The 22090-nt window shown below is 73.0% G+C and carries 17 protein-coding genes; 8 read left to right on the forward strand and 9 right to left on the reverse strand.

All coding sequences use genetic code 11. The features are described from left to right. Positions 1-102 precede the first annotated feature (102 nt). From D0D28_RS00835 to D0D28_RS00850, 4 genes are all read left to right on the forward strand, one after another. Complete coding sequence (locus D0D28_RS00835; RefSeq protein WP_116109249.1) at positions 103-3918, forward strand: GH92 family glycosyl hydrolase; 3816 nt, start codon at positions 103-105, stop codon at positions 3916-3918. 131 nt (positions 3919-4049) lie between these two features. After that, positions 4050-7142, forward strand: coding sequence for a GH92 family glycosyl hydrolase (locus D0D28_RS00840; RefSeq protein ID WP_116109251.1), 3093 nt, complete (start codon positions 4050-4052; stop codon positions 7140-7142). Continuing rightward, positions 7139-9301: an FUSC family protein gene (locus D0D28_RS00845; RefSeq protein WP_116109254.1), complete on the forward strand. Its 2163-nt coding sequence runs from the start codon at positions 7139-7141 to the stop codon at positions 9299-9301. The genes D0D28_RS00840 and D0D28_RS00845 overlap by 4 nt, the downstream gene beginning before the upstream one ends. Then, positions 9298-10287, forward strand: coding sequence for a malate dehydrogenase (locus D0D28_RS00850; protein ID WP_094003029.1), 990 nt, complete (start codon positions 9298-9300; stop codon positions 10285-10287). Before D0D28_RS00845 ends, D0D28_RS00850 begins: the two co-directional genes overlap by 4 nt. 55 nt (positions 10288-10342) lie before the next feature. Here the strand turns inward: D0D28_RS00850 and D0D28_RS00855 are convergent, their stop codons facing one another. Then, positions 10343-11521, reverse strand: a complete 1179-nt coding sequence (locus tag D0D28_RS00855) for an MFS transporter (protein WP_198958096.1) — start codon at positions 11519-11521, stop codon at positions 10343-10345. A 99-nt stretch (positions 11522-11620) separates the two neighbouring features. Here D0D28_RS00855 and D0D28_RS00860 point away from each other — a divergent pair, with 99 nt between their 5' ends. Then, positions 11621-12199 (forward strand): TetR/AcrR family transcriptional regulator, encoded by a 579-nt coding sequence (locus D0D28_RS00860; RefSeq protein WP_116109256.1) that lies wholly within the window; start codon positions 11621-11623, stop codon positions 12197-12199. 12 nt (positions 12200-12211) lie between these two features. On the opposite strand, the gene D0D28_RS00865 is transcribed toward D0D28_RS00860, so the two are convergent. The 4 genes from D0D28_RS00865 to D0D28_RS00880 form a co-directional block, all read right to left on the reverse strand. Next, on the reverse strand, positions 12212-13117 hold the full coding sequence (locus tag D0D28_RS00865) for an NmrA family NAD(P)-binding protein (RefSeq protein WP_116109259.1): 906 nt from the start codon (positions 13115-13117) through the stop codon (positions 12212-12214). A gap of 29 nt (positions 13118-13146) precedes the next feature. Further along, positions 13147-14103, reverse strand: coding sequence for a zinc-binding dehydrogenase (locus D0D28_RS00870; RefSeq protein WP_116109261.1), 957 nt, complete (start codon positions 14101-14103; stop codon positions 13147-13149). Between the two features lie 39 nt (positions 14104-14142). Beyond that, positions 14143-14622 carry a MarR family winged helix-turn-helix transcriptional regulator gene (locus D0D28_RS00875; protein WP_162830947.1) on the reverse strand — a complete coding sequence of 160 codons (480 nt, stop codon included), beginning with the start codon at positions 14620-14622 and terminating at the stop codon, positions 14143-14145. 245 nt (positions 14623-14867) lie between these two features. Continuing rightward, positions 14868-15278 carry an MFS transporter gene (locus D0D28_RS00880; RefSeq protein WP_162830948.1) on the reverse strand — a complete coding sequence of 137 codons (411 nt, stop codon included), beginning with the start codon at positions 15276-15278 and terminating at the stop codon, positions 14868-14870. Between the two features lie 59 nt (positions 15279-15337). Here D0D28_RS00880 and D0D28_RS35970 point away from each other — a divergent pair, with 59 nt between their 5' ends. Further along, positions 15338-15553: a hypothetical protein gene (locus D0D28_RS35970; protein WP_205413154.1), complete on the forward strand. Its 216-nt coding sequence runs from the start codon at positions 15338-15340 to the stop codon at positions 15551-15553. Positions 15554-15583: 30 nt separating this feature from the next. After that, a complete protein-coding gene (locus tag D0D28_RS00890; RefSeq protein ID WP_094003035.1) occupies positions 15584-15910 on the forward strand; it encodes a YciI family protein in 327 nt (108 codons plus the stop codon). 4 nt (positions 15911-15914) lie between these two features. Here D0D28_RS00890 and D0D28_RS00895 read toward each other — a convergent pair whose 3' ends face one another. Continuing rightward, positions 15915-17348 carry an amidase gene (locus tag D0D28_RS00895; protein ID WP_116109268.1) on the reverse strand — a complete coding sequence of 478 codons (1434 nt, stop codon included), beginning with the start codon at positions 17346-17348 and terminating at the stop codon, positions 15915-15917. A gap of 104 nt (positions 17349-17452) precedes the next feature. Here D0D28_RS00895 and D0D28_RS00900 point away from each other — a divergent pair, with 104 nt between their 5' ends. Continuing rightward, positions 17453-18571, forward strand: a complete 1119-nt coding sequence (locus D0D28_RS00900) for a YbfB/YjiJ family MFS transporter (RefSeq protein WP_116109271.1) — start codon at positions 17453-17455, stop codon at positions 18569-18571. Positions 18572-18626: 55 nt separating this feature from the next. Here the strand turns inward: D0D28_RS00900 and D0D28_RS00905 are convergent, their stop codons facing one another. The 3 genes from D0D28_RS00905 to D0D28_RS00915 are packed head-to-tail and all read right to left on the reverse strand — an operon-like array spanning position 18627 to position 22089. Beyond that, the gene (locus tag D0D28_RS00905) at positions 18627-19331 is read right to left on the reverse strand and encodes a class I SAM-dependent methyltransferase (protein ID WP_094003038.1); all 705 of its coding nucleotides are present in this window, start codon (positions 19329-19331) and stop codon (positions 18627-18629) included. Next, positions 19328-21376, reverse strand: coding sequence for a M3 family metallopeptidase (locus tag D0D28_RS00910; protein ID WP_116109274.1), 2049 nt, complete (start codon positions 21374-21376; stop codon positions 19328-19330). Before D0D28_RS00910 ends, D0D28_RS00905 begins: the two co-directional genes overlap by 4 nt. Beyond that, positions 21373-22089, reverse strand: a complete 717-nt coding sequence (locus D0D28_RS00915) for a histidine phosphatase family protein (protein ID WP_094003040.1) — start codon at positions 22087-22089, stop codon at positions 21373-21375. Before D0D28_RS00915 ends, D0D28_RS00910 begins: the two co-directional genes overlap by 4 nt. Position 22090: the final 1 nt, after the last annotated feature.

Genomic DNA, 22090 nt, shown 5'->3' on the forward strand with positions numbered 1-22090 from the left:
TCCGCTGATCGCGGTAGGGGATTCACCCGACCCTGTCCGGTTTGGGTCAGGTTTGGCGCGCCCGCTTGACGCGCCCCCGACCTGCGCGTTTCGCTGCCTGACATGGTCCGAACCACGCGTGTGCTGGCCGTCGCCCTGCTGATGACCGGTCTGGTCGCCGCGCCGCCCGCGGCCGCGCAGCCGCCGGCGCGGTTCGCGTCGTCGTTCGAAGCCGGGCAGCCCGAGCCGGACTGGGTGGACACCGTCGAGACCGGCCGGGACGGGCGCCCGCTGGCCTCCGGGGTCAACGGCGCGAACGGCTCGGCCATCCCCGGTGACGTGCGCGGCAAGGCCACCGGCGCGACCGCGAGCGCGGAGAACACCGGCGCCGGGGAGGTCGCGGTGAACGTGCTCGACGGCAGGCCGGAGTCGAAGTGGCTCGCGTTCGCCCCCACCGGCTGGGTGCAGGCCGAGTTCGCCGAGCCGGTCGCCATCACCCGCTACGGCCTGACCTCGGCCAACGACGCCCCGGAACGCGACCCGCACGACTGGACGCTGCGGGGCTCCGACGACGGCGTCACCTGGACCACTGTGGACAGCCAGCGCGGGCAGACCTTCGGCGAGCGGTTGCAGGCCAGGGAGTTCCGCCTCGCGGCCACCGCCACCCACCGCTTCTACCGGCTGGACGTCACCGCGAACAACGGCGCGGACATCGTGCAGCTCGCCGAGCTGCTGCTGGCCGACGACCAGCCGGCCCCGCCGCCGCTGCCCACCATGCGGTCCTATCCGGACAGTGGCCCGCCCGGCGGCTACACCAGCAAACCGCGCGCCGGGTTCACCGGGTTGCGTGCCTTCCACTACGGCGGCACCCAGACCGCGCGGCACGGCTACTCCTACAACAAGGTGTTCGACGTGCGGATCCCGGTGCGCGCCGACACCGAGCTGTCGTACACGGTGTTTCCCGAGCTGACCGGGGACGACCTGAAGTACCCGAGCACGCACGTCGCGGTCGACCTGGCCTTCACCGACGGCACCTACCTGTCCGGCCTCGGGGCGGTGGACCAGTACGGGTTCCCGCTCAGCCCGCGCGGGCAGGGTGCGGCCAAGTCGCTCTACGCCAACCAGTGGAACCTGGTGCGCTCCGCGATCGGCACGGTCGCCCGCGGCAAGACCGTCGCGCGCATCCTCGTCGCCTACGACAACCCGGACGGTCCCGGCTCGTTCAACGGCTGGTTCGACGACATCACGCTCGGCCCGGCCGCGCCGCAAGCCCGCGTCACCCGCCTGTCCGACCACGTGCTCACCACCCGCGGCACCAACGCCAACGGCACGTTCTCGCGCGGCAACAACTTCCCCGCCACCGCGGTCCCGCACGGCTTCAACTTCTGGACCCCGGTCACCGACGCCGGGTCGCTGAACTGGCTCTACCGCTACCAGGAGGGCAACAACGCGCAGAACCGGCCCGCGCTGCAGGCGCTGTCGCTGTCGCACCAGCCGAGCCCGTGGATGGGTGACCGGCAGACCTTCCAGGTGATGCCCTCGGCCGCCGCCGGGGTGCCGGACGGCAACCGGGCCGCGCGGGCGCTGCCGTTCGACCACGCCAACGAGACGGCCAAACCGCACTACTACGGCGTCACGTTCGACAACGGGGTCAAGGCCGAGATCACGCCGGCCGACCACGCGGCGATGTTCCGGTTCACCTTCCCCGGCGCCGACGGGAACCTGATCTTCGACAACGTCAGCGACGCGGGCGGCCTCACCCTCGACCCGGCCACCGGCACGCTGTCCGGGTTCACCGACACGCGCAGCGGCAACTCCGCCGGCGCCGGCCGCATGTTCGTCTACGCGGTCTTCGACCGCCCGGTCACCGGCGGGTCGATGCTGCCCGGCGAGGGCCGCGACCACGTCCGCGGTTACCTGAAGTTCGCCCCGGGTCGCGGCGGGGTGGTCGGGATGCGGATCGCGACCTCGCTGATCAGCGTCGACCAGGCGAAACGCAACCTCGAACAGGAGATCCCGGCGGGTACGGCGTTCGACACGGTCCGCTCCGCCGCGCAGGCCGCCTGGGACCGCAAGCTGGGGGTGATCGAGGTGGAGGGCGCCACGCGCGACCAGCTGACCACCCTGTACTCGAACCTGTACCGGCTGTTCCTCTACCCGAACTCCGGGTTCGAGAACGTCGGCACCACCCGCGCCCCGCGCCACGCCTACGCCAGCCCGGTCGCGCCGAAGGCCGGGCCGGACACGCCGACGCGGACCGGGGCGACGGTCGTCGACGGCGAGATCTACGTCAACAACGGGTTCTGGGACACCTACCGCACCACCTGGCCCGCCTACGCGCTGCTGACCCCGGACATGGCCGGGCGGATGATCGACGGGTTCGTGCAGCAGTACCGCGACGCCGGGTGGATCGCCCGGTGGTCCTCCCCCGGCTACGCGAACCTGATGACCGGCACCAGTTCCGACGTGGCCTTCGCCGACGCCTACCTCAAGGGCGTGCGGAACTTCGACGTCCAGGCGGCCTACGACGCGGCGATCCGCAACGCCACGGTGGCGCCGCCGAACGAGAACGTCGGCCGGAAGGGCCTGGAGCAGTCGATCTTCCTCGGGTACACGCCGACCTCGACCGGTGAGGGCATGTCGTGGGCGATCGAGGGCTACCTCAACGACTTCGGCATCGCGATGATGGCGCAGAAGCTGGCCGAGGAGGCCGCGCCGGACGACCCGCGCCGCCGCGAGTACGCCGAGAACGCCGAGTACTTCCGCGGCCGGGCGCAGAACTACGTGCACATGTTCGACCCGGCGGCCGGGTTCTTCCAGGGCCGCGCCGCCGACGGCACGTTCCGGGTCCCGGCCGGCCAGTACGACCCGCGGGTGTGGGGCTACGACTACACCGAGACCAACGGCTGGAACATGGCGTTCACGGTGCCGCAGGACGGGCAGGGACTGGCCAACCTCTACGGCGGCCGCGACGGGCTCGCCGAGAAGCTGGACGAGTTCTTCAGCACCCCGGAGACCGCCCGGTTCCCCGGCGCGTACGGCGGGCCGATCCACGAGATGCGGGAGGCGCGGGACGTGCGGATGGGCCAGTACGGCCACTCCAACCAGCCCTCCCACCACATCGCCTACATGTACGACTTCGCCGGGCAGCCGTGGCAGACGCAGGCCCGGGTGCGGGAAGCGCTGTCCCGGCTGTATCTGGGCAGCGAGATCGGGCAGGGCTACGCCGGGGACGAGGACAACGGCGAGATGTCGGCCTGGTACGTGTTCAGCGCGCTCGGGTTCTACCCGCTGCGGATGGGCAGCCCGTCCTACGCGGTCGGGTCGCCGCTGTTCACCAAGGCGACCGTGCACCTGGCGGGCGGCCGGGACCTGGTGATCAACGCGCCGAGGAACAGCGCCCGCAACGTCTACGTGCAGGGGCTGCGGGTCAACGGCCGGGCGTGGACGTCGACCGCGCTGCCGCACGACGTGCTGGCCAAGGGCGGCACGCTGGACTTCGCGATGGGCCCGAGCCCGTCGCGCTGGGGTGCCGGGGAGGTGCCGCCGTCGCTCACCGAGGGCGACCAGGTCCCGCGGCCGCCCGCGGACCTCACCACACCCGGCGGGCCGCTGTTCGACAACACCTCCGCCACCCAGGCCCGGCCGCTGGAGACGGTGGACTGCCCGGTCCCCGGCCCGGTGACCGCGACGTTCTACACGCTCACCTCGGCCAAGGACGGCGGCGACCCGAGCGGCTGGGTGCTGGAAGGCTCGGCCGACGGGCGGAGCTGGACGCCGCTGGACACCCGGTCCGGGGAAAGCTTCACCTGGCGGCAGCAGACGCGCGCGTTCAAGATCGCCACGCCCGGCGCGTACGCGCATTACCGGCTGCGGATCACGGGCAGCACGGGCGGCGCGGCAGGGTTGTCGGAGGTGGAACTGCTCGGCGCGAAGTGACCGCTGTGCCCGGCCGCGTGGCGGGCGCACGCTGGCGGCTGCGGCGCACCGGCGGCGCAGCTGGCGCGCAGGGGGTCGGGGCGGCGCCGCTCGGCGGGAAGTGATCGGCCCGGGCGGTTACGGTAGGCCAGGTGAGCCGGACCCACTTCTTCTCCTCGTTCGAGGCCGGGGATCCGCCGCCCCGCGCCGGTGCCGTCGTCACCGTCGGCGCGGGCCCGGACCGCGCGCCGGCGGCCAAGGCCGGCGCCGGGTTCACCGGGCTGCGCGCCGCCCGCTACACCGCGGGCGGACCGGCACGTCAGGTGCTGTTCGAAGTGGACGCCGAGCTCGGGCCGGGCACGGCACTGTCCTATGTGGTGTTCCCGGAGTCCGACGCCGGCCCGTCCTGGCGCAGCACCTTCGTGGCGCTGGCCGTGGAACTCGACGACGGCACGGTGATCGGCGGGTCGGCGCGCGCGGCCGGTGAGTCCAAGACGCTCTACCTCGACCAGTGGAACCTGGTGCGCCACGACCTGGGCGACGGCGCCGGCCGCCGGGCACGGGCGATCCTGCTGACCGTCGAACCCCCGCCCGGCGAGCCGGTGTCCGGATGGATCGACGACGTCCGCATCGCCGACGTGCCACCCCAGCAACCGCGGGACCCGGTGGACTGGGTGCGCACCACCCGCGGCACCCACTCCAGCAACGAGTTCTCCCGCGGCAACACCTTCCCGGCCGCCGCCGTGCCGCACGGGTTCAACTTCTGGACCCCGGTCACCGACGCCTCGTCGACGGCGTGGCTGTACGAGTACCACCGGCGCAACAACGCGGACAACCGCCCTGAGCTGCAGGCTTTCGCGGTCAGCCACCAGCCGAGCCCGTGGATGGGCGACCGGCACCCGTTTCAATTCCTGCCGGGAATCGGTCCGGTGACCGCGGACCGCAAGGCCCGGGCGCTGGCGTTCTCGCACGACCACGAGACCGACCGGCCGCACCACTACGGGGTGCGCTTCGACAACGGAATCACCGTCGACCTCGCGCCCACCGACCACGCCGCGCTGGTCCGGTTCGCCTTCCCCGGCGAGGGCGGCTGGGTGCTGTTCGACAACGTCAACCGCCGCGGCGGCCTGCGCCTGGACCCGGCACGCGGGGTGGTCACCGGGCACACCTGGGCCCGCAGCCGCCTGTCCGTGGGCGCGCGGCGGATGTTCGTCTACGGCACCTTCGACCGGCCCGCGACCGGTGGGCGCCGGGTGCGCTGGCCCAACACCGGGTACCTGTCCTTCGACGCGCCCCGGGTCGAGCTGCGGATCGCGACCTCGCTGATCAGCCTGGCGCAGGCCCGCCGCAACCTGGAGCAGGAGATCCCGGCCGGCACCACGTTCGAGCAGGTCCGGGAGCGGGCGCGGGCGGCGTGGCAGGACGTGCTCGGCCGCGTCGAGATCGACGGCACCCCGGACCAGCTGACCACCTTCTACTCCGGCCTGTACCGGCTGTTCCTGTACCCGAACTCGGCGCACGAGCACACCCCGCGCGGGGTGCGGCACGCCAGCCCGGTGCGGCGCCGGTGGTGGCCGAGCACCCGCACCCGGACCGGGGCGAAGGTGGTGGACGGGCCGATGTCGGTCAACCACGGCTTCTGGGACACCTACCGCACGGTGTGGCCCGCGCTCGCGCTGCTGGCGCCGCGGCGCTGCGGGGAGTTGATCGAGGGGTTCGTGCAGCAGTTCCGGGAGGGCGGCTGGATCTCGCGCTGGTCCTCCCCCGGCTACGCCAACCTGATGACCGGCACCAGCTCCGACGTGGCCTTCGCCGACGCGTACCTGCGCGGCGTGCGGGGCTTCGACGTGCACGCGGCCTACGACGCCGCGCTGCGCAACGCCACTGTCAGCCCGCCCGGCCGCAGCGTCGGGCGGCAGGGCCTGCGCGAGTCGATCTTCCTCGGGTTCACGCCGCTGACCACGCACGAGGGCCTGTCCTGGGCGCTGGAGGGCTGCCTGAACGACTTCGGCCTCGCCGCGCTGGCCGCGGCGCTGGGGCACGCCGACGACGCCCGCTACTTCCGGCAGCGGGCCGCGCAGTACGTCCACCACTTCGACCCGCACACCGGCTTCTTCCAGGGCCGGCACCGGGACGGCCGGTGGCGCTGGGCGCCGGAGCACTACGACCCGGCCCGGTGGGGTTTCGACTACACCGAGACCAACGGCTGGAACACGGCGTTTTCGGTGCCGCACGACGGCGCCGGCCTGGCGGAGCTGCTCGGCGGCCGCGCCGCGCTGGAGTCCACACTGGACACGTTCTTCACGGCACCGGAGACCGGGCGGGTGCCGGGATCCTACGGCGGGATCATCCACGAGATGACCGAGGCGCGCGATGTCCGGCTCGGCCAGTACGGGCACTCCAACCAGCCCAGCCACCACATCCCGTGGATGTACACCCACGCCGGGGCCGCGGCGAAGACGCAGGCGATCGTGCGCGAGATGCTGACCCGCTGCTACCTGGGCAGCGAGATCGGCCAGGGCTACCCCGGCGACGAGGACAACGGCGAGATGTCCGCCTGGTACGTCCTGGCCGCGCTCGGCCTCTACCCGCTGGCGCCGGGCAACCCGGGTTACGTGCTGACCGCGCCGCTGTTCGAGAAGGCGGCCCTGCGGCTGGAGAACGGGCGGACGCTCACGATCAGTGCCCCCGGCGGCGGGACGTACGTGCGGGACGTGACGATCGACGGCGAACCGCACCACTCGACGTGGCTGTCCCACGCCGAACTGGTCGCCGCCGAGCGCCTGGAGTTCGACCTGAGCGACACGCCCACGGACTGGGGTGACCCGCCGCCGTCGCTGGACGAGCAGCCGATGACCGACGTGACCGGCTCCGGCACCTGCGACGACGGCACCGACGTGACCGAGCTGTTCGCCGACACCACGGCCACGCAGGTGACGTTCCGCTCGCGCACCCCGGTGATCGAGTGCACGGTCCGGGAACCGGCGCGCGTGCCGCTCTACACCCTGACCTCGGCCGCGCGCGGCGGTGATCCGCGGGACTGGGTCCTGGAGGGCACCACCGACGGGGTGTCGTGGGTGCGGCTGGACGAGCGGCGCGGGGAACGGTTCCGGTGGCGGCGGCAGACCCGGCCGTTCTCGGTCGCCGAACCCGGGACGTACCGTGCCTACCGGCTGCGGGTCACCGCGGCGACCGGGCGGCGGACCGCGCTGACCGAATGGGAACTGCTCGGGAGCCGCGCATGAGGGTGTGGAAGGTGGCCCAGGACCGGCTGGTGGCCGCCGATCCGGGGCTGGTGCGGTTGCGGCTGGCCGGGATCGCGGTGGGCGGGATCGTGCTGTCGATCCTGGTGCTGCTCCTGCTCGGCCGCCCGATCCCGACGATGATGGTGGCCTGCATCGCGGCGATGAACTCGGCGTTCTCGGTCAACGACAAGACGCCGAAGGACCAGGCGATCACGCTGGCGCTGGTCCTGGTGTGCGGGTCCGCCTCGCTCACCGTCGCCGCGTTCGGCGCCACCGCTCCCCCGCTGGACAGCGTGCTGTTCGTGCTGCTGATCTTCGTCGCGGTCTACGCGCAGCGGTTCGCGCCGCGCGGCACCGCGATGGGTGCGCTGTCGTTCTTCATGTTCTTCTTCGCGATGTTCCTCGCGATCCACCCGCGTCAGCTGCCCGAGTACATCCTGGCGCTGGCGATCGGGCTGGCCGCGAACGCGGTGATGCGGTTCGCGGTGCTGCGGCGGCGGCCGGAGGGTGAGCTGCTGCGGGCGCGCCGCGCGTTCCGGGCCCGGATCAGCGCGGTGTTGCGCGCCGCCGCGGCGGGCCTGGCCAGCGGCGGCAGCGAGTGGCGGATCAACCAGCTGCGCAAGGCCGACACCCGCCTGCACGAGGCGGTCCTGATGATCGAGGACACCATCGGGGACCTGTTCGACGAGACCGGCACGCAGCTGCTGCGCCGCCGGCTGCTGGCCGTCGAGCTGGCCTGCCAGTGGCTGGCGATCACCGTGCGCCGCACCGCCGAGGAGGACGGGCTGCCCGAGGCGGTCCGCGACGACCTGATCGCGAGCCTGCTGCGGCTGGACTCGCTGATCGAGCGCGACCCGCGCGAGCTGCCGGTGATCAGTGACACCGAGGAGTTCAGCAAGATGCTGGTGGCCGGCAGCCGGCTCGCCGAGCGCACCGAGCCCGGTGACGAGGTGCGCCGCGCGATCGCGGAGCTGGCGCTGGCCGACGTCAACGCCCAGCGCGTGGCGGAGAAGGACTACTCGGCCGAGACCGAGCTGCCCGGGGAGGACACCGAGGAGGAGCCGGGGAAGGTCTTCGCCTACGACAACCGCACCCGCAGCGCGATCCAGGCGATGGTCGGCGGCGGCCTGGCGGTGCTGGGTGGCGAGCTGATCTCCGACGCCCGCTGGTACTGGGCGGTGCTGACGGTGTTCGTGGTCTTCCTCAACACCTCGACCGCGGGTGCGACGTTCGTGAAGGGGTTCCGCCGGGTCACCGGCACGCTGGGCGGGATCTTCGGCGGGATGCTGCTGGCGCTGCTGGTCACCGGCAACACGATCGCGACGGTCGTGCTGATCCTGGTGTGCGTGTTCTGCCTGGTCTACGTGGCGCGGGTGTCGCAGCTGCTGATGGCGTTCTTCATCACCTGCATGCTGGGCCTGCTCTACAGCCTGCTCGGCACGTTCAGCATCGAGGTGCTGTGGGTGCGGGTCGCGGAGACCGCGATCGGCGCGGCGGCCGGGCTGATCGCGGCGATCCTGGTGGTGCCGGTGCGCACCCGCACGGTCATGGTGTCCGACATCGACGCCGCGCTGGTGGACCTGTGCGAGTTCCTGTCCAGCGCCGAGGCGCTGCTGTCCGGCCGGGAGAACGTGAACGTGATCGAACTCTCCCGGGAGCTGGACCGCTCGGTGGAGAAGGTGCGCACCACGATCGAGCCGCTGACGCACCCGATCAGCCTCGCCAGCCGCCGTGACTACGGCTGGTACGTGATGAGCACCCTGGAGCGGCTGGCGTTCCGGGCGCGGCAGATCGCGGCCCGGTCCGAACCGGGCCTGCTGCCCGCGGACGACCGGCTGAGCGCGGTCGTCGAGCGGATCAGCCGCAACATCGACGTGCTGCGCGACGCGCTCGACGTGGACGAGCGGGGCAGACTGGTGCGCAACACCGCCACGCCGGAGACGCGGGAGACGGACAACGCACCGGCACGCTCCGTGCTCACCAGCCTGGGCCGTCTGGAGGCCGGCATCATCGCGCTGGGCAGGGCGTTCGAGGTGCCGGTGGCGGAGCCGGCTCGATCGGTTCAGCAGAACGTGAGGCGACGCACCGCGTCAGCGCAGGCAGAGGGCGATAGGGTCACCAGCACAAGCCAAGATTCCGTCCGCAGGAGTACGCAATGACCCAAGCCCCCGTGAACGTCACCGTCACCGGCGCCGCCGGCCAGATCGGCTACGCGCTGCTGTTCCGCATCGCGTCCGGTCAGCTGCTCGGCCCGGACACGCCGGTGAAGCTGCGGCTGCTGGAGATCCCGCAGGCGGTCAAGGCGGCCGAGGGCACGGCGCTCGAGCTGGAGGACGGCGCGTTCCCGCTGCTCGCGGGCACGGACATCTTCGACGACGCGAAGCAGGCCTTCGCGGGCACCAACATCGCCCTGCTGGTGGGCGCGCGTCCGCGCACCAAGGGCATGGAGCGGGCCGACCTGCTGGAGGCCAACGGCGGCATCTTCAAGCCGCAGGGTGAGGCGATCAACGCCGGCGCCGCCGACGACGTCCGCGTGCTGGTGGTCGGCAACCCGGCCAACACCAACGCGCTGATCGCGCAGTCGCACGCGCCCGACGTCCCGGCCGAGCGGTTCACCGCCATGACCCGCCTGGACCACAACCGCGCGGTCGCCCAGCTGGCGAAGAAGCTGAACGCGCCGGTGAGCGAGATCCGCAAGCTCACGATCTGGGGCAACCACTCCGCCAGCCAGTACCCGGACATCTTCCACGCCGAGGTGGCCGGCAAGAACGCCGCCGAGGCCGTGAACGACGAGAAGTGGCTGGCCGAGGAGTTCATCCCGCGGGTGGCCAAGCGTGGCGCGGAGATCATCGAGGCGCGGGGCGCGTCCTCGGCCGCGTCGGCCGCCAACGCCGCCATCGACCACATCTACAACTGGGTCAACGGCACCCGCGAGGGCGACTGGACGTCGATGGCCGTCCCGTCCGACGGGTCCTACGGCGTGCCGGAGGGCCTGATCTCGTCCTTCCCGGTCGTCTGCAAGGACGGCAAGTACGAGATCGTGCAGGGCCTGGAGATCAACGAGTTCTCCCGCACCCGCATCGACGCCTCGGTCGCGGAGCTGGCCGAGGAGCGCGAGGCCGTGAAGAAGCTCGGCCTGATCTGAGTCGTGGTCGGCGGAGGGCCGGTTCCCCGGGCGGGGAGCCGGCCCTCCGGTCGTGTCACCGCAGGTGCGGGGCCCGGCGGACCGTCCACACGGCGAGCCCGGCCAGGAGGAAGCAGGCTCCGGCCGGCACCAGCACGCCGCCGAGGGTGAGCGCGTCGACGATCACGCCGCCGATCAGCGCGCCGAGGCCGATCGCCAGGTTGAACACCGCCACCCACAGGGCCGAGGCGGCTTCCACCGCGCGCGGCGCGGCCTTGATCATCCAGGTTTGCAAGCTCACCGACACCCCGCCGTAGGCCAGCCCCCACGCGACCAGCAGCGCGATGCCGCCCGCCGGTGACCGGCCGGCGAGCGGGAACAGCAGCACCGTCACCGCCAGGGCGCCGGTGATCACCAGCACGGTCCGGTTCAGGCGGCGGGCCAGTGCCGCGCCGGTGAGGAAGTTCCCGGCGATGCCGGCCAGGCCGAACCCGAACAGCAGCGGCCCGACGAGGGTTCCGGGGACGCCGGAGTGGTCCCGCAGGACCGGGCCGACGAACGTGTACGCGGCGAAGTGCCCGCTCACGATCAGGGCGGTCGCCAGGATTCCCACGCGCACGCCCCGGTCCCGCAGCTGCGCGGCCAGGTCGCGGGGACGGACCGGCTGGGTCGCGGCCAGCGGCGGCAGCAACGCGAACAGGGCGATCAGCACGGCCAGCGCGAGCGCCCCGAGCGTGGCGAACGCGGCGCGCCATCCGGCGAGGTCGCCGAGGACCGCGCCGATCGGCACGCCGAACACGTTGGCGGCCCCGACGCCGCCGAAGATGACGGCCGTGGCGCGCGGTACGCGCTCGGCGGGCACCAGGCGGACGGCCAGGCCGCCGGCCACGGCCCAGAACCCGCCGATCGCGACCCCGGTCAGCGCGCGGGAGGCGATGAGCACCGCGAAGCCCGGCGCGAGCGCGGAGATCACGTTGGCCAGGGTCATCAGGCCCATCAGCCCGGCCAGCAACCACCGCCGGTCCAGACTGCCCACGAGGACCGGGACCACCGGGGCGGCCAGCCCGGCGACGACGCTGGTCACGGTCACCATCAGGCCCGCGGTGCCGGCGGAGACCGAGAGGTCCGAGCCGACCCGGGTCAGCAGCCCGACCGGGAGCTGCTCCGCGGTCACCAGCAGGAACGTCCCGAACGCCACCACGACGACGGCGAGCCACCGGCCGCGCTCCCGGGTGCGCGGCGGTTCCGTTGTCACCACTGCCGATCTCCCTCCAGTTTGGGAGCGATCGCTCCCGTATGACGGCGTACGCTAGTACGGGAACGATCGCTCCACAATCCTGGTAGGCTGTGGGACGTGCCACGGCCACGGGAGTTCGACGAGCAGGAGGTGGTCGCGCGGGCCGCCGGACTGTTCCGGCGCCTGGGCTACCACGCCACCTCGGTCCGGGACCTCAACGGCGAACTGGAGCTGACCTCCAGCAGCCTCTACCGCACCTTCGGCGACAAGCACGCGTTGTTCCTGCGCGCGCTCGACCACTACCGCGCGACGGATTCGGCGGAGGCGCAGGCCCGGCTCGATCGCGCCGGCCCGGTCCGGGAGGTGCTGCGGGATTGGCTGCTGTGGCTGGCCACCGGCGCCGGAGAGCACGCCGGGCTCGGGTGTTTCGTGGTCAACACCACGACCGAGCTGGGCACGGCGGACCCGGAGGTGCGTCAGCGCACCGAGGCGGCGTTCGAGGTCACCCGGGAGGCCATCGCGGCCGTGTTGCGCCGCGGCTGCCGGGACGGTGAACTGCCCGCGGACCTCGACGTCGAGGGGGCCGTGGAGCTGCTGTTCACCATCGTGCTGGGCCTGCGGGTCCGGGAGCGCGCCGCGCACGACCCGCGGCGGCTGGCCCGGACGATCGACTTCGCGATCGGCTCCCTCGGGTGACCGGGCGCCGCGTCAGGCCGCGGGTGCGGTGGCGCGCACGAAGTCGGTCAGCGATTGCGGCGTGACCTGCGGGTACCGGGCGTTGTCCAGGTGGTCGAACTTGGCCTTGCCGGTGACCATGCACCACTGGTACTGCAGCGCCACGTACTCGAACGGGTTCTCGGTGGCCGCGGCCCGGCGGGCGATCTCCGCACGCAGGTCGTCGGCGCTGCCCAGGTGCCGCAGCTCCAGGGTGCGGCCGGAGCCGCGCTGGAGCGCGTCGTGGAACTGGCGCATCGAGAGGACCTCACCGGCGAAGCGCAGGGTGCCGGTGGCGGCCGGGTCGAGGGCGGCGGCCGCGGTGTAGGCGGCGGTGTCGGGCACCGAGGTCAGGTCGAGCGGCTGGTCGGGGTCGCCCCAGTGGGACACGGTGCCGCGCTCCCAGTCGACGAGCCCCATGAAGCCGGTCATCACCTCGTAGAAGGCGCCGTTGAGCACCGAGATCACGTCGAGGCTGGTGGTGCGCGCGGCGGCGGCCTGACGGCGCCAGCCGATCATGAAGTTGTCGCCGTCGTCGAGCTTGGTGAGGTCGATGGCGAAGTCGGACGGGACGAACCGCCGGGCGCCGGCCTTCTCCGCGGCGCGCAGGAGGTTGGCCTGGCCGTCCACGATCACCTCGGGGCCGCCCTGGACGGCGGAGATCACCGTCGTGGCGTCGCCGACGGCTTCGGCGAGCCGCTCGGCCGGATCGGTGAGGTCGCCCTCGACCAGCTGCAGCCGGCCGGTGGCCGGGGTGGTCAGGGCGCTCTTCTTCTCGTCGCTGGTGCCGGGCCGCACCAGGGCCCGCACGGCGGCGCCCTGGTCGAGGAGGGCCCGGACGATCCGGCCGCCGAGCAGTCCGGTGGCGCCGGCGACGAAGATCGTGGGGGAATCGGACATGGTGTGGAACTCCTTCTTTTCTTGGTGGGTCAGGGAATGAGCAGGGTCTTGCCGACGGTGGCGCGCGCTTCGGCGGCCCGGTCCAGGGGGAAGCGCTGGCCGATCACGGGGGTGAGCTGTCCGGCCACGGCCAGGTCCAGGACCTCGGTGGCCAGCTCGCGGGCGAGAGCGGGCCGGTTCCAGAGGAAGCCCGCGCTGAAGCCGGTCACGGTCAGGCCGCGGCCGACCAGTTCGCCGGGCCGGACGTCCAGCGGCGTGCCGCTGGAGAAGCCGAACGTGACCTGGCGTCCGCTGCCCGGGGTGAGCAGCTCGAACGCTGCGCGGCCGAGCGCGCCGCCGACGTGGTCGAACACCACGTCCATCGGGCCGTCCGCGCGGGCCTCGTCCGTCCAGCCGGGACGCGTGTAGTCCACGACGTGGCCGGCGCCCAGTTCCCGGAGCAGGGCGAGCTTGTGCTCGCTGCCGGCCGCCGCGACGACCGTCGCCCCGGCCCGCTTCAGCAACTGGACCAGGACGGTGCCCACGGCACCGGCGGCCGCCAGCACCAGGACGCGGTCACCGGCGGTCACGCGGGCCGCCCGGATCAGGCCCTGGGCCGTGACGCCGTACCGGTAGAGGGCGAGCGCCTCGGGCAGGCCGAGGTCCTCGGCGACCGGGACGAGGGTGGCGGCGGGGACCACGGCGGTCTCCGCGTAGCCGCCCAGGCCGGTGGTGCTGGCCAGGACCCGCGTGCCGATCAGGGCGGGGTCGCCGCCGGGTCCGACCTCGGTGACCAGTCCGGCGACCTCCTTGCCGAGGATGACCGGCAGGGGCGCGCCGCCGAGCGCGCCGCGCATCGTTCCGGCGCGGATCTGCGTCTCCAGGAACTGGACGCCGGCCGCGGCCACCCGCACCGCGACCTCGCCCGCCGCGGGCGTCGGGGCGGGCACGTCCGTGACCCGCAGGTGGGCCGGTGGCCCGAATTCGTGCAGCACAACGGCACGCATGTGTCCTCGTTTCGTGGTGCGGGAGTTGACGGGCGGGCGTCAGCGGGCGTTCTTGATCGCGTCGCTGAGCGCGCCGAGGCTGGTGGCCAGTTGCTCGACGTCGGCGGTGTCCCAGTCCGCGAGCAGCTCGGCGACGGCGGCCGCGCGGGCCTTCCAGAGCTTGCCGATGGCGAGCTTGCCGGCCCGCGTGACGCTCACCAGCTGCGCCCGGGCATCGGCCGGGTCGGGGCGGCGTTCGATGAATCCGCGTTGCTCGAGGCGTTTCGCCGGCGGCGACAGCGTGGACTTGTCCACCTCCATCAGCTCCGCCAGGACCGACAGGCGCACCGGCGCGTGCACCGAGATCTGGGCCAGCAGGGTGTAGTCCCCCAGCGACAGCCCCAGGCCGGAGGACGCCATGATCCGGCGCCGGGTGGCCGGGGAGAACATCCAGTTGCCCACGGTGGCCAGGGCCGCCGCCACGTCGTCGACACCGTGCCGTGGCGCGCGCGACGGGCCGTCTTCGCCGGCGTCTGCCATCCTCGACCCCGTTCCTCGAATGGTTGGTTGGGCAAAACCAACTATGCCACGGGGTGCCGATTCATGCAAGCGCATACAACCGGGCCCGCGCCGTTGGGGAGGTCAGTGAGTGAGCTGGGCCTGGAGAGGTCGTTATGACCTTCCCCGCGATGCCCGCCGCGGTGATGTGTTCCTCGCCGCCTCCCGGTCCGCGACGCCTGGGCCGGCGCCTTCGCGGCCGACGGCGTCTGCCACGACCCGGTCAGTCAGCTGCCCCTCGTCGGCCGCGCCGCCATCCGCGCCTTCATCGCCTCGGTCGTGCCCGGCTTCGACCCCTTCCTGGGGCCTGACCCCGCACGAGGCGCACACCGTCGGCAACGGTCAGGCCCGCGCCAGGGTGGTCCAGGTGGTGTTGTAGCCCCGTGCAGCAGGCGGGACTGGCGCAGCAGCCGCGGCAGCAAGGCCAGCAGTTGCCCGTAGCCGATCCGGCCGCTGCGGGCGGCCTCGCGCGGCAGCAGCCACACCGTGGCCAGGCCCGCCAGGGCGGTCAGCAGGTAGACCGCGGGCCAGCCCAGTGCCGGCCCGACAAGCCCGCCGACGACGCGGGAGCCGATGATGCCGGTCATCAGCCCGATCTGGACATCGGCCACCACCATCGCACGCCGCGCCAGCGGCACCAGCAGGGAGATCCCTGCGGCGTAGCCGAACTGAGCGCAGGTCGCCGCGATCCCCGCTGATGCCGCCGGCACCCCAGGTCGCGGGCGAACAGCTCCAGCAGTGGCCGGACCATCTGATGGCCGAGCTGGCCTGGGCCGTTCCGCCCGGCGAGGGGGACCTGCCCGCCTCCGCCGAGCGGCTGTTCGACTACCACCGCGCCCGCCCCGAGGCGCTGCGGCCCCGCGCACGACCGGCACGACCTACCCACGCCCTGCCCCGGGAACCCGAGGTGTGACAGCAGGCACGGCGGGTCTATACCGGACGGATGGGGAAATTCATCACGATCGGCTACGGCGACAGCGCCGGCTACGAGCGGACCGACGAGGCGGTGCGCGCCGCCGCGCACGAGCATGACTCCCGGCTGCGCGCCGGCGGCGTCGAGATGGGGATCGCGGGCCAGCCGGTGCAGGTGCGCAACCACGACGCGGCCGGAGCGCAGGTGACGCCGGGCCCCTACCTGCGGTCGGACCTGCCGGTGGCGGGTTTCGCGATCATCGAGGCGGACTCGGTCGAGGAGGCGGCGCGCATGGTGGCCGGCACGCCGTGCGCGGTCGCGCACGGCGTGGTCGAGGTGTGGCCGCTGCGGGCGTGACGCCCTACCTCGGTGGTGCCTGGAAGCCGCCGATCTCCCGCTCGAGCAGTTCGGCCAGCCGCAGCGGGGTGCGGTCCTCGAACATCGGACCGATGAGCTGCACGCCGACCGGCAGACCCTCGGGCGACCGGCCCGCGGGCACGGCGGTGGCGGGCAGGCCGGGCATGGTGGCCAGGCCGGCCCACACGAGCTGGTCGAAGTACGGGTACTCGGCGCCGTCGATGTCGATGCGCCGTGCCATCGGGTTGGGGGTGTGGTCGTGCGGGAACGCCGGTGTCGGCGTGATCGGGCACGCCACGGCGTCGAACTCGGTGAACAGCTGCCGCCAGCCGTGGCGGTGGAGTTCGCGGCCGGTGTTCGCCTCGATCCAGTTGCGGTGGCTGAACGCCATGGCCCGCAGCCGCACGGCGTTCAGGCTCTGATCATCGGCGGCGGGGAGTTGCAGCGAGCCGAGGGGAAAGCGCGCGACAGCGCCGGAAATCAGCAACTGCATGTAGAGCGTGGCGGCTTCGGTCAGGTCGGGCAGCAGCGGGCTGTGCCACTCGACGCGGGCGCCGGCGTCGGCGAGCGCGGCGGCCACCCGCAGCACGCCCGCCCGCACGGCGGACCCGGTCGGGAGGAGCGGGTGCTCGTCGAGGACCAGGACCCGGAAATCGCCCAGCCGCTCGTGACGGGCAGGCGGCAGTGCCAGCCGGTACGCCACGCCGAGCGTCAGCGGATCCGGCCCGGCCATGACGTCGAGCAGGAGCGCGAGGTCGCGTGCGGTGCGCGCCATCGGGCCGACGACGGCGAGGTCGAGCTCGGCGGGCAGGGCCGGTTCGGACGGCGGGACCATGCCGCGGCTGGCCGCCAGCCCGACGGTCGGCTTGTGGGCGTAGACGCCGCAGAAATGCGCGGGGGTGCGCAGCGAGCCGGCGATGTCGGAGCCGAGGGACAGCGCGCCGAACCCGGACGCCAGGGCCGCCGCCGACCCGCCGGAGGATCCGCCCGAAGTGCGCGCGGAATCCCACGGGTTGGTGGTGGTGCCGTAGATCTCGTTGAAGCTCTGGATGTCCTGCAGCCCCAGCGGCACGTTGGTCTTGCCGAGCACCACCGCGCCCGCGGCCTTGAGCCGCGACACCTGCACCGCGTCCGCGGCCGGCACGTAGTCCCGGTGCGGCGGCATGCCCCAGGTGGTGGGCAGCCCGGCGATGTCGTAGGACTCCTTGACGGTCACCGGAACCCCGAGCAGCGGCCGGTCTTCGCCGTGGGCGCGGGCCTGGTCGGCACGGTGTGCGGCGGCCCGGGCGCGGTCGAAGTCCGGTACGCAGATCGCGTTGATCACCTCGTCGTCGCGCTCGATCCGGGCGATCGCCTCGTCGGTCAGCTCCACCGAGGTCACTTCGCCGGCACGCATCGCGGTCGTGAGCTCTTCGGCCGACCGGTAGTTCCATTCCATGAATCCGACCGTATCCGCCTTCCGAACAGGCCATAAAATCCCGATTTGCACAACGGATTCGGGGCCTGCTGCGCGACGTCGATCCCGTCGGGGATAGTGGTGGGATGCCTGGCGATCCGGTGTGGCAGGCCGCGCGGCTGTCGCTCGGCACCGCCTCGGCCCTGGGGTTCGCGCGCTTCGCCTACGGGCTCGTCGTCCCGGCGATGGGGCGCGATCTGGGGTGGAGCCTCGCCGACGCCGGGGTGATGAGCACCGCCAACGGGCTCGGCTACCTCCTCGGCGCGCTGGTCACCGCCACCGTCGCCCGGCGGGTGGGCGCGGCGGCCGCGTTCCGCTGGGGCATGGTGCTGACCGCGCTGGCGCTGGCGGCCACCGCGGTCAGCGGGAACTTCGTGGTGCTGCTGGTCGTGCGCGCCGTGGCCGGGGTGACGGGCGCGGTGGTGTTCATCGTCGGGGGTGTGCTCGCGTCGCGGATCGCCGTCCGCGCGTCGTCCGGGACGCCCAGCACCGTCTACTTCGCCGGCAGCGGGCTCGGCATCGTCCTCAGTGGAGCGGTGATCCCCGCCCTGGGGCCGCACTGGCGCCTGGCCTGGCTCGGGCTCGGCGCCGCGGCCGCGGTCGCCGCGCTGGTGAGCTGGTCCGCGGCCGCAGTGGACGTCGGCGCCCCGGCCACGAGCACCGGGCGCGCCCGGATGAAGCCGTTGTGGCCCACCGCGGTGGCCTACCTGCTGTTCGCCCTGGGCTACATCACCTACATCACGTTCCTGTCCGCCGTCCTCGCCGCGCACGGCGCCGCGGTCTGGCAGGTGAGTCTGGTGTGGACGGTGCTGGGCCTGGCGGTGGTGGTGGCGTCCGCGCTGTGGCGCGGCGGCCGCGGGCTGGCCACCCTGCTCGCGGTGCTCGCCGCGGGCTCCGCGCTGGCGCTGGTCTCCCCCGCGCTGCCGGTCGTGCTGACCTCCGCGATCGTCTACGGGGCCACGTTCATCGGGGTGCCGGCCGCGGTCACCGCGCTGATCAGGGACCACACCCCGCCCGCCGACTGGACCGCCACCCTCGGCGCGTTCACCACCGTGTTCGCGGCCGGGCAGACCGCGGGCCCGTGGCTGGCCGGTGTGGTGGCCGACCACACGTCCCCGGCCGCGACCGTGGCGTGGACAGCCGTGCTGTGCGCCGCCGGGGCACTGGTCGCCCTGATCCCGGCTCCCCGGCGCGGCCCACGGTGACGCGGCAGTCGCGGACCTCGTGTCGCCGACACGTCGCGCTGCGCGGGGCCGGTTGTCAGGCGCGTGGGTCCGGCACCGCGCGGATCGCCAGGAAGCCGGTCGGCTCGCGGGTCAGCCGCGCGTAGCGGTCGGGGTCCACGGTGGCCGCCTCGGCCGGGGGCCGGGGCTCGAGCAGCCGTTCGATCAGGAAGCCGGCCTCGTGCAGTTCCTCGCAGGTCTGCTCCAGCGGGTTGAGCCAGTAGCGGACCCGCCAGCCCCGGCTCCACACCTCCTCGATCACGCGCGGCTCGAAGTAGTTGCCGCCGTGCCGGAGCCAGTCGCCGAAGGGGTGCTGGCGGGACAGCACCAGCGCACCCTCCGGCCGCAGCACGCGACGCAGCTCCCGCAGCACCGCGACCCGGTCGTCGAGGTACTCCACGGCCAGCGCGAACAGCACCCGGTCCACCGACGCGTCCGGCAGCCAGTCCAGCGGCCGGGCGAGGTCGTGCACCCGGAACTCACCGCCGGGCACGCGACGCCGGGCCAGCTCGACCATGCGCGGGCTGATGTCCGCGCCGATCACCCGGGCGCCGCGCTCCACCAGGTCCGCGGCGTAGAGCCCCGGACCGCAGGCGGCGTCCAGCACCGTCAGCCCGTCCACCTCGCCCAGCAGGTCCCGGCACGCGGGCCGGTCCAGGTGGGCGTTGTAGAACCCGTCGCGGGCGTGGTCGAGGAACTCGTCGGCGAACGCCTCGTACTGCGGCTCGGGGCCGACGCTCACGCGCCGGTCAGCCCGGCCAGCGCCAGCAGCGGCGCGATCTCCGGGTCGCGGCCGCGGAAGGCGCGGAAGAAGGCCATCGGGTCACCGGCGCCGCCACGGGAGAGCAGCGTGCGGCGGAAGTGGTCGCCGTTGGCGCGGGTCAGGCCGCCGTTCTCGCGGAACCACTCCACGGTGTCGGCGTCGAGCACCTCGCTCCAGATGTAGGAGTAGTACCCGGCCGAGTAGCCGCCGCTGAACACGTGCGCGAAGTAGGTGCTGCGGTAGCGCGGCGGGATCGCCGGCACCGCCACCCCGGCCTTCTCCAGGGCCGCGGCCTCGAACGCGGCGGTGACCCCGACCGCGTCCTCGGTGCCCAGCCCGTGCCAGGCCTGGTCCAGCAGCGACGCGGCCAGGTACTCGGTGGTGGCGAAGGGCTGCCCGTGCTGGGCCGACTCCGCCAACCGCTCCACCAGGCGCTGCGGCAGCGGCTCGCCGGTTTCGTGGTGCTTGGCGTAGTTGGGCAGCACCTCCGGCCACAGCATCCACATCTCGTTGACCTGCGACGGGTACTCCACGAAGTCGCGCGGCACGCTGGTGCCGGAGAACTTCGGGTAGCGCACGTCGGAGACCAGCGCGTGCAGCGCGTGCCCGAACTCGTGGAACAGCGTGGTGACCTCGTCGAACGTGAGCAGCGTCGGCTCACCCGCCGGCGGCTTGGCGATGTTGAGGTTGTTCACCACCACCGGCCGCTCCCCCAGCAGGTGCGACTGGTCGGTGAAGGTGTTCATCCAGGCGCCGCCGCGCTTGGAGTCGCGCGTGTAGTAGTCGCCCAGGAACAGGCCCAGCGGGCTGCCGTCGGCGTCGAAGACCTCGAACACCCGCACGTCCGGGTGGTAGACGGGCAGGTCGTGGCGTTCGGTGAAGCTCAGCCCGTACAGCTTGCTCGCGGCGAACAGGACACCGTCGCGCACCACGCGGTCCAGCTCGAAATACGGGCGCAGCGTGGCGTCGTCCAGGTCGAACTTCGCCTTCCGGACGCGTTCGGCGTAGAAGGCCCAGTCCCACGGCTGCAGCGTGGCGCCGGGGTGGTCCTGCTCCAGGTAGGCCTGCAGCTCCTCGGCGTCGCGGCGGGCATTGGCGACCGCGACCGGCGCGAGGCGCTCCAGCAGCCCGACGGCGGCCTCGGCGGTGCGGGCGGTCTCGTCGGAGATCACGTACGCCGCGTGGCTGGGGTGGCCGAGCAGCGCGGCCCGTTCGGCGCGCAGTTGCACGACCCGGGCCAGCACCGCGGTGTTGTCGTTGTCGTTGCCGCGGTTGCCGCGGGAGATGGACGCGGTGAACAGCCGCTCCCGCAGCGCCCGGTTCGCCAGCGACGCCAGCAGCGGCTGCGAGGTGGGCAGGTTCAAGGTGAGCAGGTACTTGCCCGCCTCGCCCCGGGACGCGGCCGCCTCACCGGCCGCGGCGATCGTGCCCTCGGACAGCCCGGCCAGCTCCGCCACGTCCTCGACCAGCACGGCGAGGTCGTTGGTGTCGCGCAGCAGGTTCTCCTGGAACCGGGTGGACAACGTGGACAGTTCCTCGTTGAGCACCCGCAACCGGGCCTGCTGGCTCTCGTCGAGCCCGGCGCCGGCGCGCTGGAAGTCGGTGTAGGTGCGCTCCAGCAGCCAGGCCGACTCCTCGTCCAGGCCCAGCTGGTCGCGCCGCTCGTAGAGGTCGCGCACGCGGGCGAACAGCGCCGGATTCAGGTGGATGGCGTCGGAGTGCGCGGCCAGCTTCGGCGCGACCTCGGCCTGCAGCTCCTGCCGCGCCGGGTTGGTGTCGGAGGAGGTGAGGTTGAAGAACACCGACGACACGCGCTGCAGCAAGCGGCCGGAGGTGTCCAGGGCCACGATGGTGTTCTCGAAGGTCGCCGGTTCCGGGTTGGTGGCGATGGCCTCGATCTCGGCGGCGTGCTCGGCCAGTCCCGCCTCGAACGCCGGGCCGAAGTGCTCGTCGGCGATCCGGTCGAACGGGGGCAGACCGTAGGGCAGGTCACTCGCCTGCGAGAACGGGTTGTCCGGTGTCATCCAGCGCGGCCCTTCTGTCCTGTCGACCCTCCGACCTCCGCGTCGGAGGACGTCTTCTTCTTCCTACCGCGCTTCGGTGCGGGCGGCACCACCCCGGCCAGATCGGAGCTGTGGTCGTTGACGCGCATCACGAACGGGCGCACCTCGGTGTAGCGGACGACGGAGATCGACGCCGGGTCGACCACGATCCGCTGGAACGCGTCCAGGTGCTGGCCCAGCGCGTCGGCCAGGATGGACTTGAGCACGTCGCCGTGGCTGCACAGCAGCCAGACGGCGTGGTCGCCGTGCTCGGCGCTGATCCGCGCGTCGTGCTCGCGCACGGCGGTGACCGCGCGGGCCTGCATGCCGGCCAGCCCCTCGCCGCCGGGGAACACCGCGGCCGAGGGGTGGGCCTGCACGACCCGCCACAGCGGTTCCTTGACCAGGGTCTTCAGCTCGCGGCCGGTCCACTCGCCGTAGTCCACTTCGGACAGCCGCGGGTCGACGGTGCGGGTGAGGCCCCGCTCGGCGACGAGCGGGGCCACGGTGTTCTTGCAGCGCAGCAGCGGCGAGCACACGACCTCGGCCAGCGGCACGCCGGCCAGCCGCTCGACGAGCGCCCGCGCCTGCGCGCGGCCGGTGTCGTCGAGCCCGACCTTGGGGGTCCGCCCGGCCAGCACGCCCGACCCGTTCGCGGTCGAGCGGCCGTGCCGGAGCAGGATCACGGTAGCCACG

Source organism: Amycolatopsis ruanii (assembly GCF_003385175.1).
Lineage (GTDB): Bacteria > Actinomycetota > Actinomycetes > Mycobacteriales > Pseudonocardiaceae > Amycolatopsis_E > Amycolatopsis_E thermalba.